The following is an 18,274-nucleotide window of genomic DNA, read 5'->3' as shown; positions in this document are numbered from 1 at the left end:
ATTTCATATTTTTGTTTGACCAATAACATCTAGCCATCCATACAAAATAACAGCATGTTATACTTCACCAGTATTGCAATTTCTTTATACTTGTTCGTACTATTAGCAGTTAAGCCTAACAAAATAACTGCAGATAAACTACTCATGATTTGGCAGCTGGTAGCAACGCTTCACTTAGCCAGTTTATATTTGCAGGTTTCAGGAAACTATTGCCAATTCCCCAATTTAATAGGCTGGGGAGATTTATTAGCATTTGTGCATGGGCCTTTTTTGTATCTATATATCCTTCATCTAACCACACCGATAATATTTAGCAAGAAAAAGCTATTTCATTTTTTACCTGTTGCCTTTGCCTATCTTTTATGGATGTCTTTTTTGCTACAAAACCCAGCGCAAAAGCTATTGCTTTATGACCAGGGCTTTTCCTCGCCTTACTATAAAACCATTGGAATCATCACCAATATTTGCATAATCATTTCGGGAATTATTTATGTATCAGCCGCAATTGTTCTACTGCATCGATATAAGAAAAAAATAAGCGAAGAATTTTCAACTACAGATAAAATCAGCTTGAATTGGCTACGCTACCTGATTGCAGGCATCGCTGGAATTTGGGTCTTTGTTATTTTTTATCCCACAGCAGAGAGTATCTATTTCAGTGCCTCGTTGTACATCTGCTTCATCGGTTTTTTTGGTGTACGCCAACAGCAAATATTCAAAACCGCCAATGCCTCATCCCGCTCTGCTGCTGAACATCCCAACTTTTCTGCTCAAAAAGAAAACCTTTTAGAAGAGCCCGCTAACGCGGCATTAATGCTCAATAAAATAAAATACGACTGGTCTTCACTTACGGATGCCGAAGCTGAACGTATTTTTCAGCAACTTAACAGGATAATGGCACAAGAAAAACTATATAAAAATGCGGAACTTACACTAAGTAAGTTAGCCGAATCCTTAAAGCTAAAAGATGCTGTGCTATCGCAAGTGATCAATTCTAAATTTAACAAGGGTTTTTACGACTATATCAATTCACTTAGGGTAGATGAATTTGTAAAAATGATTGCTGATGAGAAAAACCAAAACTATACACTGCTATCGATAGCTTTTGATTGTGGCTTCAATTCTAAATCTTCATTCAATCGCAATTTTCGCAAATTCACGGGTAAATCTCCTTCAGATTTTTTCAGAAAACCAACCGACCTAATATACCACAAGGCGTTGTAGGTCCTCCGTTTTCTTATTATTATTCAGTTATTTCTTCGCTATAATAGGTTTATTTTAAAAGCGATTTATGTTGTTTATTGTCAGGTATTTAAAGTATTTCACCACTTTAAATAACGCATTATTCTAAATCAATAAGAGGTGCCACGAAGCCTCGTGGGGCGATTGACATTTCTCAATGTTTCATTTTTGCATTCAAAACACTGGAGTTTTAAATAATAAACCATGAAACAAAACTTATTTTATTTGCCACAATGACTTCTACAATGATTGTTAACAATGTATCCTGCAAAAAAAGCGACGCTGACGACCCTGCTAAGGTTTACCTAAAAAATACGAGCATTGAGTATAAGTGTACCCTAGCTTCTGGCACTCCTAGTGGTTTAGACATCCTTTGCACGAATGAAAGTACAGGACTTTTTAAAAATAACCAGTAGTTAAAATCAATAATGAATACACAGAAAATCACCAAAATCAGTAGTCAAATTTATATCGGTTTTTCAATCTTCAGTATCGCTTATGTTAGTGTTTTATCAATTTATAATCCGCAGGGAACTATGGATTTGGTAGCTACGCGACTATCTAATACAGATGCTATAAGTTCCATAAGAGGTATATATGGTGGCGTTGGTTTAGTTATTTGCTTTTCTCTAGTTCACCTTTTGTTAAAGGATGTAAAAAAGGCACTCATTTTTCTTTCACTGTTTTGGTTAGCCTATTCTATCTCTAGATTGATAACAATCTTGGTTGATGGGCCTTTGGGCGAATTTGGTTCGCAATGGTTGGTCATAGAGTCTACTTTAGGCATTTTGGCTTTAGTATTACTGCTGTTTTACAGACCCTTTAGATAATAGGTTAGCAATACTTTTACTACACATGAAAAACAATCAAATAATAACAAATCTTAAAAAACAATTATGAAATCAATCTCAAAAAAATCTTTATTAACAGTTATGGTCATATTACTAGGTGTTTTGTCTTTAGCATCATGCAAAAAGAAATCTGGAGATAACCCGGATGACGGGAATAAAATTTCAATGAAAATGACCGTTACAGTAACAGGAGCTGATCAAAACGATCAGGTAGATTTTCAGGTAAGTGCCGGAAACCATGATGCAAGCCAGTATGGAGCGCCTGTTTGGAAAATGAATGGCACTTCGCAAGGTAATCAAAACAGTATAATAATAGACGAGAAAAGTTTTATAGGCACCACAAAAACTTATGTGTTCGAAACCGTAAAACCATTTGATTTTGGGGGATTGAACGTTAGTGTCTCTAATTTAGAGGGTGGCCCGATAACTGTCAGCTACAAAGCTGAAATTAATGGCAAGGTGGAAACGAATGAAAATGTGGTGGTTGCAGTAGACCAATCTCATAGTAAAACACTCACATATGGATCAAATAAATAAGTCTAATTGATGGAACAAGTTCATCGATAAAAAGAGCCTGTATCATAAATCATGATCAGGTTCTTTTTTACTTTTGTTTTTGGTTGACTTTTAGCTTTATAGTTTTTTTATATTTCAGCAAAAGTGACGCAGAGCCACTTTGTGGCGGAATCGAGGCGTACTACACAGCGGAGTATCCACAAGTCAATACCATTCGACAACATAGATCTGGAATTGAAAAACACCCCTTTTATAATAGGTTCAAACAAGAATTCTAAAAATCAAAAAGCTCATGAAGGTACTAATGTTTGTTACAGCATTTCTTTTCTCTTGTATCTGTGTTTCTGCCACTAAAACAAAAATAGTAATAAGAGCAAAAGCAAAAGATGCAAAGTTCATAGGTAGCTCCCTTGGCGGTGCTTACGTAATTATCAGGAACAAGGTAAATCAGCAGATTTTAGCGGAAGGCAAAACGACTGGCAGCACGGGTAATACAGATCTGATCATGAAAGCTCCCAAAATGAGAGAAAGTTCCATTGTGGATGCCCAAACAGCATGTTTCCTGGCGAATATTGATATTGACGAACCTACATTCATCAACATCGAGGTGGCCTCCCCAATTAATTATAGACAAGCTCAAGTGAAAGTAAGCACCGAGTTATGGTTGATTCCTGGACGGGATATTTTGGGGGAAGGAATTATATTAGAAATACCGGGGTTCATCATCGACATATTGAAACCGCGAACCCACCAATACATAGCCCTGAATGCCATTAAGAACAAGCTACTCCAAATTCGGGCTAATGTTGTAATGATGTGCGGATGCGTCATCGATAAAGGTGGAATTTGGAACTCCGACGAAATCGAAGTGAAAAGCATACTAAAAAAAGACGGAAAATATATCAAGGACATTAAAATGTCATTGATCTCGACAAATCTATTTGAGGGCAGTTATCTAATTAGCTGTGCTGGAAACTACGAACTGATCTTGTATGCTTATGATGAAAAGACAGGTAATACAGGTGTTGATAAGGTAAACTATGTGATTTATGAGTAGCGAAGGATTAGTCAGACTGGTTAAAAGAGAACAACGAAATCCGACTCGGGATTCAATAGATAGAAAACTAGATTTAAGCCAAATTATTTATTGCTATATTTTTTAACTTGTTTTCTTGCTCAAATCTAGTTTTATGGCTGTTTTTAATCTTATTCCTTTTTGTAATTACATCTATATTTTAGCTTAAAATCTCTACTAAGGGGTTCACTCAAAACAAGTTGTTTCAAATCAGCTATTTTCTTTAAATCATCATAAAATTTTTTTGAATTCAGTCCATCTGTGAGTACTGTTCAAAATAACCCCCCTAAGGGCATAAATTGGACTTTGAACATTTCAAAGTCCAATTTTTATTTAAAAATCACTGTTTTCAATATCATCAAGCTTGTTCAAAGTATTTCTCCTAAAGGTTTTTACAATTGTGGGGCATTAGAGGATTATCTTTGAATATTTTTTATTCAAAGATAGCCGGTGTAGATAAACTTCTCGTTTATAATAGGTTATAATCACATGGCTACTAATGCATGTTTGTAGCGCTCAGCTAAAAATCAGTCATTCATCTTGAATTCACTGATCCTGAAATTGGATACATATGTCAGTAAAATGGATAATTTTATCAGACCGTGTTAGCCGAATTTTGTACCACAATCAAAATTAAAAAAATGAATACACAAAAAGTATGGTTTATCACAGGTGCATCCAAAGGGATGGGGCTTGAAACTGCCAAACTGGTATTGGCAAATGGCGACAAACTGGTGGCTACTTCACGGAATGTTAACGAACTCATGAGCAGCCTTGGCGAAACTAGCGAAAACTTTCTTCCTCTGGCATTAGATATTACTAACGACGGAGCCGTTAGCGATGCCATATACAAAAGCATTGTACATTTTGGAAGGTTGGACGTGGTATTAAACAATGCCGGTTATTATCTGGTGGGGAGCTTGGAAGAAATTTCTGAAGAAGAATTCCGTAAAACGCAGGAGGTTAACGTTTTTGGAACGGTGAACATTATTCGTCATGTCCTACCGTACCTTAGAAAACAGCAATCCGGACACATCATTAACATAGCTTCAAATATGGGTTATATGGGTTACGCCAATACCGGAAGTTACAATGCGGCTAAATTTGCTGTTGTAGGTCTTTCAGAAGCATTGGCACAAGAAGTCAAACCCTTTGGCATTAAGATTACTGTGGTGGCTCCAGGTATGTTCCGTACTAATTTCATGTCTGATTATACGCTAGTTGTGGCCAAAAAAGATGTGATCGGTTACGGTAAAAAAGAGCATGCAGCCATGTTGAGCAGTTTTAACGGACACCAACCAGGCGATCCAAAAAAACTGGCACAAGCACTGAATGCAATCGTAAAAGCAGAAGAGCCTCCCGTTCATCTTGTTCTTGGACCAGACAGCTACAACTCTATTCTGGAACACCGGAAAAACGAGCAAACTGAAATGGAACAATGGAAACACCTTTCATTTTCCACCAACTTCGATTAATTGGTTAAATTTGAGGAAATGAAGAAGACAGATCAATCACCTTACCAGATCAGTTCGATTTCTGAACTGCATCGTTTATTTGCACTTTCAAAGCCTGATCATCCTTTGGTAAGTGTGATTGATTTTGCACTGCTGAGCTACAAACACAGTGATGTATGGAAGCATTTTACGAATGATTTCTACTGCATAGCCATAAAAACTGGTACAAACGGTAAATTCCGTTACGGGCAACAGGATTACGATTTTGAAGAGGGGATCATGACATTCACTAAACCAGGACAGGTGTTCTCGGTACGAGAAACAGACGGAAAACCGGTTAATGGCTACATGCTGGTATTTAAGCCAGTGCTCATCCAGAATTATCACTTAGCAAAGCGTATTAAAGATTACGGTTTTTTCTCCTATTCGGTTGCAGAGGCACTCCATTTATCGGTAAAAGAAGAAGAAATTATTTTCTCCCTCCTGAAACAAATGCAGCAGGAGCTAAAAAACAATATCGATCAATATAGTCAGGATGTGATGGTTTCGCATGTAGAGTTACTACTTAGTTACTCAAATCGCTTTTACAACAGGCAGTTCATTACCAGAAAGGCTGTACATCACGATCTTTTAACAAAGTTAGAAGAAATCCTTACTGGCTATTTTGAAAATGATAAAAAGGCTGTACCTACGCTTCCCAGTGTCAAAATACTTGCCGAAGAACTTAATCTTTCTGCCAATTACTTAAGTGATATGTTGCGTAGCCTCACCGGACAAAGCACCCTGCAGTATATCCACAATCATATCATCGAGGCAGCAAAAGTGTTACTTTCTACAACAAGCCTTAATGTTAGCGAAATTGCTTACCGCTTTGGATTTGAGTATCCTCAGTCTTTTAATAAGTTATTTAAGAAAAAAACCATGCAAACCCCTTTACAGTATCGCCAGTCATTTAATTAATTATTCTTACTCATGTTTTTGAATAATTGGTTGGATTTTCTATTTTTGTATCAATCAATACAAAAATGATTATATCAATGAAAGGAAGACCTACATTATTTGAGAATGCCGAGTTGGTGAGCAAAGCGCAACAAATTTTCTGGAAAAAAGGATATACGGCAACCTCGCTAAACGATTTGTTGACTGCTACCGGAGTAGGTTCCGGTAGTTTTTACAACAGCTTTAAAGGAGGAAAGAAGGAAGTTTTCAGCGCCGCAATTCAACAGCGGAGGGAAGCATTTAATGATTTCAGAAAAATACTGGAAGGAAGTGAGTTTCCGTTGATGTTAATAAAAGACTTTTTCAGGAGTATAGCCAAAGCAAAGCAAACAGATCATTTTAAAGGCTGTATCATAGCAAACACAGTTGTAGAAATGACTTTTATTGATGATGAGCTGGAGGCAGATGCCATTCGAATACTAAAAGATGTGGAGCAGATGTTTGTGAGCGCAATTGAAAGAGAAAGGGAATTCGGTCACCTGCAAAACCCATTATCATCGCAAGTTTTGGGTAGATACCTAATCACTTTCTGGTGTGGCCTTAATACCCTCAGAAGGATTTATCCTGATGAAAAAGTACTCGCAGCGCAGGTAGAAATGCAGCTGGATATTTTAGCTTAATTTTTTTTGAATAATTATGTATTGAACGATACAAAAATAAAAATAGATGGATTTAAAACTAGAAGGAAAAAGAGCGTTTATCAGTGGCGCGACACAGGGAATTGGATTTGCTATTGCCCAACAATTACTAGCTGAAGAGGCTGAGGTCATTATAAACGGTCGTGAAGAAGCAAAAATAAATGCTGCAGTTGCGGCGTTACAAAAACAATTTCCAAATGCAATTGTATCTGGGATTGTAGCTGATTTCTCTGTTAAAGCACAGGTAGAAGCCCTGTTAAGTCAATTAAGTGATATCGATATTCTGATTAACAATGTCGGGATTTTTGATCTGAAAGATTTTGCGAAAACTAGCGATGACGATTGGTATCACATGTTTGAGGTCAATGTCATGAGCAGCGTAAGATTATCAAGGGCCTTATTGCCTAAGATGCTCAGCAAGAACAGGGGAAGGATCATTTTTATCAGCAGTGAGTCGGGTGTTAATGTTCCGGATAATATGATACACTACGGAATGACCAAAGCCGCAATGATGGCGGTAGGCAATGGCTTATCGAAATTAACCAAAGGTACAGAGGTTACGGTAAATACTATTTTAGGCGGGCCGACTTATTCTGATGGCGTAGCTAAAACCGTTGAACATATTGCAGGTATACAAAATATGAGTGTGGAGCAGTTAAAAGTTGGTATCATGCAACAAACGAATCCCCATTCGCTATTGTCACGCTTTATTGAACCGGCAGAAATTGCAAACCTGGCTACCTATCTTTCCAGTCCTTTGTCGTTAGCTACAAACGGAGCAAGCCTGAGGGCTGATGGCGGTGTTTTGAAGACACTTTGATCTTGTTTTCAATAGTTAATTCAAATAAAGTATTAGTTTTATAATGTGAAACTTGAGGTTATATAAACTTCAATATAAACCAAAACTACAATCTCTCATATTTGCCAACTTTTTTGTTCTAAAGTAGTCTTGTCAAGGTATCCTTTCAAAGATTACCTTGACAACGCCTAGAATTTTAAATGAAATTTTTCCGCTGCAAATCCTCAATTATAGGGTTTATAAGTAATAGAAAGCGATTTAGATGTTCAAAGTATTCTTGCTGATCGTACTTAAGGAAACAACTCTAATGAGTAGTTTCCTTTTTTTTATGGCAATAAACATCTGTAATACGGGGTTTTTGACTGATAAATTTGCTATTTTTTTGTGTAATATTAGAATTAGATTACTTTTGCCTATCGATGACAAAGAGCAAATTAGTGCCAATTAAAGCTATAATGCTGCTTATCGTGTTTTTATTAAATACGGTGACAGGCTTTGCATGTGCAATTGGGATTGATATGGGCTTCAATGCATCCCAGCAAACACCTGAAATTCAGGCAAACCATAATGGAACCTTAACCAATCATGGGCATGAACACGGAGCGGGTATTCAGCATCAGCATGTAGATTTAGGTTCCCATCAGGATAAAGATCATCATAAGGAACAAGACGGTAAAAAGGAAAATTGTTGCAAGGATGCAGTAGCCAAGTTGACTGCAAGTAGTAAATTGGCGCAACGTACTGATAATCTAAGCCAACTTTCTACACTATTTATATTATTGCCAGGTATTATTCATCGGCAATTTCTTTCGGTTCGTTTGCCCTCAAATGTACCAAATGCTTATTTCGCGCAGCATTGCCGGTCTCCGATCAGTGATGTACGGATTGCCATACAAAGTTTTCAGATTTGATTTAAAGTTTAATATCCACTGGAGGGCAAAATGCCTGCCCGGATGGGTCATTATTAACTTGAAAAAATGAATAGATATTTTTTTGTTTGCTTAATCGCAACCGCTTTTGCGCAAACTGTATTTGCCCAGCGTGTGCGAGCTAGAGAAAATGCATCAGGATATAATCATTTTGTTACAGGTTAATGGTGCATTAACAGCAACGAAAGCAACCGAGGAGTCAAAGACCATACTGGTAGTGATCAAAATGCTGTTCTAGACCCGTAAAAGGCCTTATTAGAGTGACCCCATGCTAAATTGCGGTAAAGTGTAAAAACAATTAACTAATTACATAATATGCCCCCTGTTGTATCCGGGGCTTTACCAGTTCAACTTCAATAAAATCAAAATGAAAAAAATCATATTCAGCATGGCAGCATCCATCCTATGGCTTGCTGCCTGCACCAGCGGTAAAAAAACAACCTCGGCCGCTAAGGCATCTGATAGTGCGCTAACCTCAGTAGTCGTTGCGAAACCAATAGGCAAGGCGCCCACTGAGGCATTAATCAACGCTTATCTACAACTAAAAAATGCTTTGACAAAAGATAACGATAACGAAGCAGCCGAGGCCGGTAAAAGTCTGGTGCTGGCAATCACAATAATTGATAAAAATGCTTTGAATGCTGAACAGTCCAAGGCATTCAGTGATATTGCTGACGACGCTAAAGAACATGCCGAGCATATCAGTGCCAGTGAGGGAAACATCAACCATCAGCGGGAACATTTTGAAACTCTGAGCCAGGATATTTACGAATTGGTAAAAATAGAAAGTACTCCAGGCCGAAAGCTGTATTTTGACCATTGTCCAATGTATAATCAAGGAAAAGGCGGAAACTGGATCAGCGAAACAAAGGACATACACAATCCGTATTTAGGCAAGGCTATGCCAGATTGTGGTCGTATGATAGAGGAATTCAATTAGTCTCTTTATAATGAAAAACATACTGCTTATAATGCTATTTGTGCTGGCAGTCATTCAGTTCATCCAGCCTGACCGTAATCAATCCGGTCAGGCTGCAATACTAGACATTAGCCGTATTTACCCTGTACCCGAATCCGTGCAGGGTATACTGCGCGAGTCGTGTTACGACTGCCATAGTGACAATACCAGATATCCATGGTACTCATTTTCACAACCTGCAGCCTGGTGGGTGTCTTCTCACATTAGAAAAGGGAAGTCTGAGCTTAATTTTAACCAGTTCGGGAGTTATTCCGCGCGCAGACAGCGAAGTAAGTTGAAATCAATTGCCAGCAGTATTAAGGACCCCACTATGCCATTGCCATCCTATACCCTAATCCACCGAAATGCGTTACTCTCTGCCAAGGATAGGCAGTTGATCCTGCAATGGACAGCAAAAATGATCAGCCGCTCACCAAACAAATAGCCCATGAAAAAATTGATATTAGTATGTATAGTGTTGAGAAGTATTTATGGCCTCACCAACGTAGAACACGAGGAACGCACGGTAACTGCACAAACAAAAGCCAGCCCCCCTTGAATTTGCCTGCTCAATTCAGCCTGAGGTTAAGCGCAATGAGGAAAGCTATGTCATTGACAAGCAGGCTTGTTAAACTTGATGAGGAACACAGATAAAGGATACATGACAGGGCTGCGTTACATCCTGACAAAATATTTCTTCTGTTCTACTTTTTATGATACCGATATGGACTACGGCGGCGGGTCACACTACCCGTTATTTTAATTAAACACGTATATTTGATATTTAAGCATGTTATGTTAGTTAAGCCCCTTACTGAGGAAAGTGAATTGCTGCTTAAAGTTGCAAAGGGAAACGAGTATGCTTTTAAAATGCTTTATGATCATTACCGTATCCTGGTTTATTCTAGGGCCTTGTATTTGCTGAAGTCCGATTTGCTTGCAGAAGAAGTCCTGCAGGAGGTCATGCTCAAACTTTGGCAAACCGCAGGCAGGCTTACCGAACACAGTAACTTGGCGGCTTATTTAACCACACTTACACGCAACCGCAGCTTTCAGTTGCTAAGGAGAAAAGTGCTTGAAGCCAAAACAGACGCGGAACTTGGAAGAGGGTGGACTGAGCAGGATAATGGAACAGAGGAAGAAATTTTGCTGGCCGATACCAGGAAACTACTCTCAGATGGCATTGCACTATTGCCCCCTCAGCAGAAACTGGTCTATGAACTCTGCCACATTGAAGGACTGAAGTATGAGGAAGCTGCTCAAAAGATGAATTTAAGTGTCGAGACGGTCAGAAGTTACATGAAGTTGGCTCTTCGCTTTCTCCGGGCATACCTGAAAACACACACCGACGTGACCGCTATGCTGATTCTTTTTAAACTACTTTAATTTTTTTCCTTCTCCATACCCCCTAAAGCATTTCTCCGGGATTATTATTAAAAAGGGGATAATCCTTAGACAATACAATATGGTCAACTGGGAAGACAAAAGGGTCGTCGATTTATATTCGAAGTTCTCTGCAAAGACAGCTACTGCTACTGAATTGGAAGCGTTCAATACTTTTCTGAATACACCCGGCGCGGAGCAGCGACTGTTCGGCTTGCTGGAAACGGATTATCAGCTGAGTGAAAGCTACGAAAAGGATATCAGCGAATTCCGGGCACTTCAAATTTTCGAAGAGGTGACCAGCCAGCCCCAGGAGCTCAAAAAAGTGAGCAGGCTATGGCCGCGCCTGGCTGGCGTTGCGGCAATTGCCGCAATCATCGCCTTTTCATTATTGCTAAGGAGCGGTTTTTTTAACGATGATAACCGCACGAATCCCATTGCTGCAGCGCAGGATATTGCCCCAGGAATCAACAAAGCAACGCTGACGTTGGCGAGTGGGCGAAAAATCGTGTTGTCCGCAGCCCTTAACGGAGCGCTTGCATCTGAATCTGGGGTACGCATCTCTAAAACAGCAGATGGGGAAATAACCTATGAAACCGTAGACAATGGTCTGACAGAACAGCGGGGAATGAATATGCTTTCTACCGACCGGGGAGAGACCTACCGGGTCAGATTGCCCGACGGCTCGTTGGTTTGGCTAAACGCAGCCTCCTCACTAACATATCCGGCTTCTTTCACTGGGTTAAAAAGCCGAAAGGTTAAGATGTCGGGAGAAGCTTACTTTGAAATTCAAAAAGATGAAGCCAAGCCTTTTATCGTGGAAACAAATGGACAGGATGTAACGGTGTTAGGAACGCACTTTAATATTAAGGCGTATAAAGATGAGCCCGACGTTATAACGACCCTACAGGAAGGAAGTGTGCGTGTAGATTTCGAAGCAGCTGCCTGGAATAGCAAAGGAAAGATTCGGTATAAAGACGAAATTGTGCTGAGTCCGGGACAGCAATCCCTACTCAGGGGAGAGTCAATCAGTATTTCCAAGGCAAACCTGGAAGAAAATACAGCTTGGAAAACCGGCGACTTTATTTTTACTGAGATTACTATAGAGAGGATTATGCGCGACATTGCCCGATGGTATAATATTGAGGTAGTTTACGAAGGCAGCATTCCGACAGGCACTTTTTCTGGGAATGTTTCCCGATCCAAAAATATAAGCCAGATACTCCAGGCTTTGGAAGCTACAAAATTAGTTCACTTTAAGGTTGAAGGAAGGAGGGTCTACGTGAAGAAATAAATACAAAAAAATGACCAGATCCCGGAGACCGGAACCTGGATTAAGTTTGGCTTTAGGCCAAAAATCAACTGATCAACCGAACCCGCAGTAACCTTTCCCGTGGAAAGTAGGGGTATGCTGCAGACCAAACCTAGACTAAATGTATACAAAATATACCAGAAACCCCGGTATGCCATCAGGCGTATACCCTAAAATTTTGCTCATTATGCGATTAACCAGCGTGATATTGTTAGCATCACTTATGCAAGTTGCCGCGGCAGGCTTTGCACAGAAAATCTCCTTATCGGAGAAAAATGCACCATTAGCAAGGATTTTTGCCCAACTTAAATTGCAGAGTGGTTACGATTTCGTTGCAGACGGCAACCTATTGAAAACCGCTGATCCTGTAAATATTCGCGTAAAGAATATGGAACTTTCTGAAGTACTTGAGCTGATTTTCAAAGACCAGCCATTGAGTTTTGAAATTCAAAATAAAATGGTCGTTGTACTGAAGAAGGAAAGTTCCTTTATCGACCGCATAAGCACTGCTTTATTCAGGATTGATATAAGAGGCCTGGTGATGAATGAAAAAGGTGAACCGATGCCTGGCGCAAGCGTTGTTGTGCTGGGCAGGAATCAAAGTGCAAGGACGGCATCAGACGGATCGTTTAACTTGCTTAACCTAACAGGTAAGGAAACCCTGATTACGACCTTTATCGGCTATAAATCGGATACGCTGAGGCTGACTGCTCAAACCAGTGTGGTAATCGCCATGAAACCCCTGGTGGCTGTTCTGGAGGATGTATCGATTGTAAGTACGGGCTACCAGGATCTGAATAAAGACCGGGCAACTGGTTCATTTGGGATCATAACCGCTAAGGAGATCGCACAATTTCCAACGGTCAGTATCCTTGAACGTTTGCAAGGTCTGGTTCCAGGAGTGAATATTTCGACAAAGACGACAGCTGGTAACAGTCGCAATGGGACAATTAACATACGTGGTATCTCCACCATCGTCGGTAAGTATACTCAGGTGAGCGTAGAGCCCCTTTTGGTTGTCGATGGCTTTCCATCGCAGATTTCTATCGCAAATGGTGCATTGGATTTGCTTAATCCAGATGATATTCAACAGATCACTTTTTTAAAAGATGCAGCAGCAGCATCTATATGGGGAATCCAGGCTGCAAATGGTGTGATTGTGATTACGACTAAAAGAGGTAGGCAAAATTCGGCGCCATCACTCAACTTTACTACAACCTATAGCACCGGTGCAAAACCTAGGACGGATTATGGGCCAATGATGTCTGTCGCTGATTACATTGATCTGGAAAAAGATATGATCAATAAAAATTATGTGGACGACGTTACACAATCATCTTATATATCAGGGAACCTGACCCAGGCTCAAGCCATCATTTTTAGAAACAAACGTGGTGAAATTTCTGAAGCCCAGATGAATGGGGAACTTGCTGCATTGGCGCAGTATGATAATGCAGATCAGATTTCTAAATACCTGCTTCAGCGGCAGGCCACAAAACAATATAATTTATCTCTTTCTGGCGGTGGTGTAAACAGTTCTTATTACATGTCAGGTAATTACTATACTGATGACAGGATCTATAAAAGCAATAAGAATAAAGGATACTCCTTTAATGTATCAACAACTTCCAGTCTCTTAAAAGGATGTGTGGCCATCAATACTTCCCTGACTTACGGTAATACTACGGATAAAACTAATCCCGCCGCTGCGCTTGGGATGAGCATGTCTCCGTTTGGACTGCGCCCTTATGATCTGCTGGTCAATCCGGATGGAAGCACAATGTACTATGATATCTTTACGATTCCATCCAGGGCGCGGACTTTAGAGGGCCGGGGATACCTGCCTTTCAGGTATTCAGCTCTGGATGAATTGAATTATAACAATACCATGAATACGAGTAACAATTTGGGCCTGAATGTGGATGTGAGAACTAAGATTACTTCCTGGCTTAATTTTTCGATCTCTGGAAATATTGGCCGGAATTTTAACGAGCGTGAAAATTATCAGGAACCGGATAGCTATGCAGCAAGGATAATGGTAAATAGGGCGACTTCTGTAAATTCTGCAGGACAATTGGTTTATGGCCTTCCTATTGGTGGAAAGTTGATTACAAATAATGGAACAACCAAAAGCTACAATTTAAGGGGGCAGGTAAACGTAAATAAAAACTGGAACAATAAGCATGACTTGAATGCTGTACTGGGAAATGAAATCCGTGAGGTTTTTAATAGAGCCAGTGGAGAAAACCGTTACGGCTACAATAAAGAGATCAATGCTTTTACGCCAGTAAATCCCAATGGAAGCTACCTGGATCTAACAGGGAACCGTCCGGCTATTGGGGCTACCTCCTCGCCGGTTGTAGAGAGAACCACCAGGGCATTGTCTTATTATTCAACTGCCTCATATACGTATGATAGCAAGTATACGGTTTCGGGAAGTGCACGTTTTGACGATTTAAACCTACTTGGTGTGGAAAGGAGAAAAAGAGCCATCCCGCTTTGGTCTGGAGGATTAAGCTGGAACATGAAAAAGGAAAGCTTTTTAAAAGATGTGGACTGGTTGAGCGCTTTATCCGGACGTTTTACTTTTGGTTTTACAGGGAATGCCCCACAGGGCTATGCACCGGTAACAGTAATCGAATTACAGGGGACAGATGATTATTCCCTCCTTCCGACTGCACGTATTAGAACGCCCGCACGAGAAGATCTGGCATGGGAAAAAACCAAAATGCTGAATTATGGACTTGACTTTTCCCTTTTTGACAACCGCATTTCTGGAACACTGGAATACTATAAAAAACATACTAAGGATATCTTTTATGACTTGCCCATCAACGGAACCTACGGTTTTACAAGAACTTTATTTAATGCCGCCACATTAGACGCAGAGGGTATAGATATAGGTTTCTCCTTCGCGCTCGCTAAATCTAAACAAGTGACATGGAACAACGCGATCAATTTATCTTATAATACCAATATCATTCATGATGAGCGTTTTAAATTGCCTATCGCCAATTCGATTCCGCAAGGAGAGGAGGCATTCTACGATGGTTACCCGACAGACTTTTTATTTACGTATAAGTTTGCAGGACTGGATGCAAAAGGAGAAACCTTAATAGAGGATCCCAAAGAGCCGGGCAAGTTGTATAATACCTGGGATTTTCCTTTTTATGACGTGAAGTCGTATTCAGGAAGAACGGCCTCTCCGTGGTTTGGTGCATACAGTACTAATGTGACCTACAAGAGGTTTGATTTGGGTTTTCAATTTCAATACCAACTCGGTGGTGTTTTTTTAAGGCCCTCAGTTGCTGAAACCGGATTTTATTTAAGTCGTGCCGGAGATTTGGCACAGCGCTGGAGAAAGCCAGGTGATGAATTGACGACCAACGTTCCAGGAATTACATCGGATTATTCGCAGGGTTTTAATTATGGAACCAGTGTAGAAAGATATTCCAATTCGGATTTACTGGTGAGAAGCCGGAGCAATGTAAAATTGAATCAGGTGCGCCTGTCTTATGCGGTTCCTCAGCGGGTGGTGGCCAAAATGGGTATTAAGGCCTTGAGTTTATCTGCGGTTTGCAGAAACCTGGGCATGATCTGGGCAAAGAATAAGGAGAAGATTGATCCGGACTATTTATTCAATGTAAGCAACACTTACCAATTGGCTCCTACGCGTAGCTATTCATTTCAACTTAACCTAAGTTTATAATGCATAAAGAAATCACCATGAATGTATTTAAAGTATTTTTCCTCACTATAACTGTCGTAACCTTACTTTCCTGCCGGAAATATGTAGAAAATGTTCCGGTGCAAGGCCAGCGGGTTTTAGTATATACAAATGATTACCGCCTACTGATGAACAGTAGATCCGATTTAGAACTTGGCTCGGCAAATGCAGCCATTATAGGTTGTGATGACATTGATCTCAAAGATCCAAACCTCCAAAGTGATATCTCTTACAATAGTGTATACGTTGCGCAATATACCTGGGCAAAACCATTCTATATCGACAAAGAAGATGATTTTGACTGGAATTCCATGTATAAAGCAATATATACTTCTAACACCGTGATCTCAGGTGTATTGGAGAGTAAAAATGGCTCACTGGCAGAACGGAATGAGATTTATGCGGAAGCACTTATCCAAAGGGCGTTTACTTATTTTACGCTGGTAAATTCACATGGGAAGCAATACGATGCTTCGACAGCTGGCACTGATCTCGGTGTACCGCTTTTATTGGAAGCAAAGCTGTTTGTAAACTTGCAAAGGGCCACTATTGCTCAGGTTTATACCCAGGTGCTGAAAGATATAGAAACTGCTATTCCTTTACTACCCACTGTCAAAACGAATTCAGTGAACCCGTATCAAGGCAGCGCGTATGCGCTATTGGCAAAGGTGCATTTGAATATGCGTAATTTTGAGGCCGCCCAGGTAGCAGCAGAACAAGCATTAGCACTTTCAAACGGACTTAATGATTATAAACTGTTCGTTAATGCGGCATTCCCTACGCTTATACAAAATAAAGAAGTTCTGTTACGTAAAATTCCTCGACTTAGTTACAGCGGCCTGCAGTTGAGCGAAGACTTATTGAACTTATTGGGTACTAAAGACTTGAGATATACCCTATTTACCAAGGCAGGAGATGACGGTGGTTCTCCCAGCTTTACAGGCAGGAGATTTTTTGCCGGAGCTGGTGCTGACAACGCATGTGTGGGATTAACAGTTGGCGAGACCTGGCTCATCCGGGCAGAATGCCTGGCACGTGCCGGAAGACGTGCAGACGCCTTACAAGCATTGAATGACTTGCGTAAATTCAGGTTCCTGGAAGCTGATTACGTAGACCTTTCCGCAACGAGTGACCAGCAGGCATTGGAATTAGTGATTAATGAGCGTCGAAGGGAACTGTTTGGAACAGGGCTTCGCTGGTTTGACCAGAAGCGCCTAAATAAGGAATCATTGTTTGCTAAAACCGTAACAAGGGTACTTAATGGGGTTACCTATACATTGGAACCCAATAGCAATGGATATGTTTTTCCATTTTCAACAATTATTGTGAATCAAAACCCTGAGTTGATTCAAAATCCCAATTAATTTAAAATAAGTTGATTCTCTATTGATGTGCCCAACTCGGGCCATCAATAGATTGAGGGATATCCTATGAAGTTTAAAGCCCAATTTAATGGAAAAAAGTATAGTAAAAATAGAGAATTTATCGCATCGATATAGCAGTAGTTGGGCGATACGCGACATTAACATGGAAATTAGCCAGTATGGCATTGTTGGGCTTTTAGGCTCAAATGGCGCCGGAAAGTCCACCACGATGAACATTCTTTGCGGCTCTCTGAACCAGACGGAGGGAAATGTGTACATCAATGGCATCAACTTTAGGGATGACCCAAAGCGGGCGAAGATGGAGATCGGCTTTCTGCCTCAGAACCCGCCTTTGTACATGGACCTGACCGTGGATGAGTACCTTAATTATTGTGCAGGTTTACGCGATATGTCAGGACAGCTTAGAAAAGATGCCGTAAAGGAAGCCAAAGAACGCTGCGGAATAGACCATTTCAGCGGCAGGTTGATCAAGAACTTATCCGGGGGGTACAGACAACGCGTGGGCATCGCCCAGGCTATTGTACACCGCCCCAATGTACTCGTGCTCGATGAACCTACAAATGGACTAGATCCCAATCAAATCATTGAGGTCAGAAACCTGATTAAAGACATCGCTAAAGACAGAGTTGTGATTTTTTCCTCACACATTCTTTCCGAAGTACAGCTACTTTGCCGGGACATTAAGATGATTGAGAACGGAAGGATCGTATTTGAAGATACAATGGATGCCTTCAACAATTACATAGAGCCGCACAGCATGCTGATTCATTTCAACAATATGCCTGAAATCGCTGCTTTGGAAGCCATTGATGGAATCATGAGGGCAGAGCTGCTCACCGAAAGGCTTGTCCGTCTTTATTTCAGCGGAGAGGCGGGGATCGCCGAGACCATCGTAGCCAAAAGCGTAGCGAACGGTTGGCGTTTACAGGAAATTGCGCTTGAAAAAAACTCTGTAGAGGAAATATTTAAACAATTGTCACAAAACTAATTATATCAAAAAAAGCTT

16 protein-coding genes are annotated in these 18,274 nt (G+C 40.4%); all 16 read left to right on the top strand.

Translation table 11 applies throughout. The features are described from left to right. Positions 1 to 54 precede the first annotated feature (54 nt). The 16 genes from HQN86_RS08520 to HQN86_RS08445 all read left to right on the top strand — a co-directional run bounded on the left by HQN86_RS08520 (position 55) and on the right by HQN86_RS08445 (position 18,256). A complete protein-coding gene (locus HQN86_RS08520; RefSeq protein ID WP_172660585.1) occupies positions 55 to 1,224 on the top strand; it encodes a helix-turn-helix domain-containing protein in 1,170 nt (389 codons plus the stop codon). Between the two features lie 446 nt (positions 1,225 to 1,670). Continuing rightward, positions 1,671 to 2,072: a DUF4345 domain-containing protein gene (locus HQN86_RS08515; protein ID WP_172660584.1), complete on the top strand. Its 402-nt coding sequence runs from the start codon at positions 1,671 to 1,673 to the stop codon at positions 2,070 to 2,072. Positions 2,073 to 2,138: 66 nt separating this feature from the next. Continuing rightward, positions 2,139 to 2,630 carry a hypothetical protein gene (locus tag HQN86_RS08510; RefSeq protein ID WP_172660583.1) on the top strand — a complete coding sequence of 164 codons (492 nt, stop codon included), beginning with the start codon at positions 2,139 to 2,141 and terminating at the stop codon, positions 2,628 to 2,630. A gap of 271 nt (positions 2,631 to 2,901) precedes the next feature. Beyond that, positions 2,902 to 3,666: a hypothetical protein gene (locus HQN86_RS08505; RefSeq protein WP_172660582.1), complete on the top strand. Its 765-nt coding sequence runs from the start codon at positions 2,902 to 2,904 to the stop codon at positions 3,664 to 3,666. Between the two features lie 659 nt (positions 3,667 to 4,325). Further along, positions 4,326 to 5,159 (top strand): SDR family NAD(P)-dependent oxidoreductase, encoded by an 834-nt coding sequence (locus tag HQN86_RS08500; protein WP_172660581.1) that lies wholly within the window; start codon positions 4,326 to 4,328, stop codon positions 5,157 to 5,159. A gap of 18 nt (positions 5,160 to 5,177) precedes the next feature. After that, complete coding sequence (locus tag HQN86_RS08495; RefSeq protein WP_172660580.1) at positions 5,178 to 6,098, top strand: helix-turn-helix domain-containing protein; 921 nt, start codon at positions 5,178 to 5,180, stop codon at positions 6,096 to 6,098. Positions 6,099 to 6,175: 77 nt separating this feature from the next. Further along, on the top strand, positions 6,176 to 6,757 hold the full coding sequence (locus HQN86_RS08490; protein WP_172660579.1) for a TetR/AcrR family transcriptional regulator: 582 nt from the start codon (positions 6,176 to 6,178) through the stop codon (positions 6,755 to 6,757). A gap of 46 nt (positions 6,758 to 6,803) precedes the next feature. Continuing rightward, positions 6,804 to 7,595: an SDR family NAD(P)-dependent oxidoreductase gene (locus HQN86_RS08485; protein ID WP_172660578.1), complete on the top strand. Its 792-nt coding sequence runs from the start codon at positions 6,804 to 6,806 to the stop codon at positions 7,593 to 7,595. A 398-nt stretch (positions 7,596 to 7,993) separates the two neighbouring features. Further along, positions 7,994 to 8,485: a hypothetical protein gene (locus HQN86_RS08480; protein WP_172660577.1), complete on the top strand. Its 492-nt coding sequence runs from the start codon at positions 7,994 to 7,996 to the stop codon at positions 8,483 to 8,485. Between the two features lie 385 nt (positions 8,486 to 8,870). Then, the gene (locus HQN86_RS08475) at positions 8,871 to 9,443 is read left to right on the top strand and encodes a DUF3347 domain-containing protein (RefSeq protein WP_172660576.1); all 573 of its coding nucleotides are present in this window, start codon (positions 8,871 to 8,873) and stop codon (positions 9,441 to 9,443) included. Positions 9,444 to 9,453: 10 nt separating this feature from the next. Further along, positions 9,454 to 9,906 carry a heme-binding domain-containing protein gene (locus tag HQN86_RS08470; protein ID WP_172660575.1) on the top strand — a complete coding sequence of 151 codons (453 nt, stop codon included), beginning with the start codon at positions 9,454 to 9,456 and terminating at the stop codon, positions 9,904 to 9,906. 350 nt (positions 9,907 to 10,256) lie between these two features. Beyond that, complete coding sequence (locus HQN86_RS08465) at positions 10,257 to 10,847, top strand: RNA polymerase sigma factor (RefSeq protein WP_172660574.1); 591 nt, start codon at positions 10,257 to 10,259, stop codon at positions 10,845 to 10,847. Positions 10,848 to 11,058: 211 nt separating this feature from the next. Then, on the top strand, positions 11,059 to 12,138 hold the full coding sequence (locus HQN86_RS08460) for a FecR family protein (protein ID WP_172660573.1): 1,080 nt from the start codon (positions 11,059 to 11,061) through the stop codon (positions 12,136 to 12,138). Between the two features lie 139 nt (positions 12,139 to 12,277). Continuing rightward, positions 12,278 to 15,865, top strand: coding sequence for a SusC/RagA family TonB-linked outer membrane protein (locus tag HQN86_RS08455; RefSeq protein ID WP_172660572.1), 3,588 nt, complete (start codon positions 12,278 to 12,280; stop codon positions 15,863 to 15,865). Then, positions 15,865 to 17,247, top strand: a complete 1,383-nt coding sequence (locus tag HQN86_RS08450) for a RagB/SusD family nutrient uptake outer membrane protein (RefSeq protein ID WP_172660571.1) — start codon at positions 15,865 to 15,867, stop codon at positions 17,245 to 17,247. Before HQN86_RS08455 ends, HQN86_RS08450 begins: the two co-directional genes overlap by 1 nt. Before the next feature lie 88 nt (positions 17,248 to 17,335). Then, complete coding sequence (locus tag HQN86_RS08445) at positions 17,336 to 18,256, top strand: ABC transporter ATP-binding protein (RefSeq protein ID WP_172660570.1); 921 nt, start codon at positions 17,336 to 17,338, stop codon at positions 18,254 to 18,256. Positions 18,257 to 18,274 lie beyond the last annotated feature (18 nt).

Source organism: Pedobacter panaciterrae, from assembly GCF_013204795.1.
Lineage (GTDB): Bacteria > Bacteroidota > Bacteroidia > Sphingobacteriales > Sphingobacteriaceae > Pedobacter > Pedobacter panaciterrae.
Note: the sequence above shows the minus strand (reverse complement) of the source record. Positions and strands in the feature narration are given on the sequence as shown.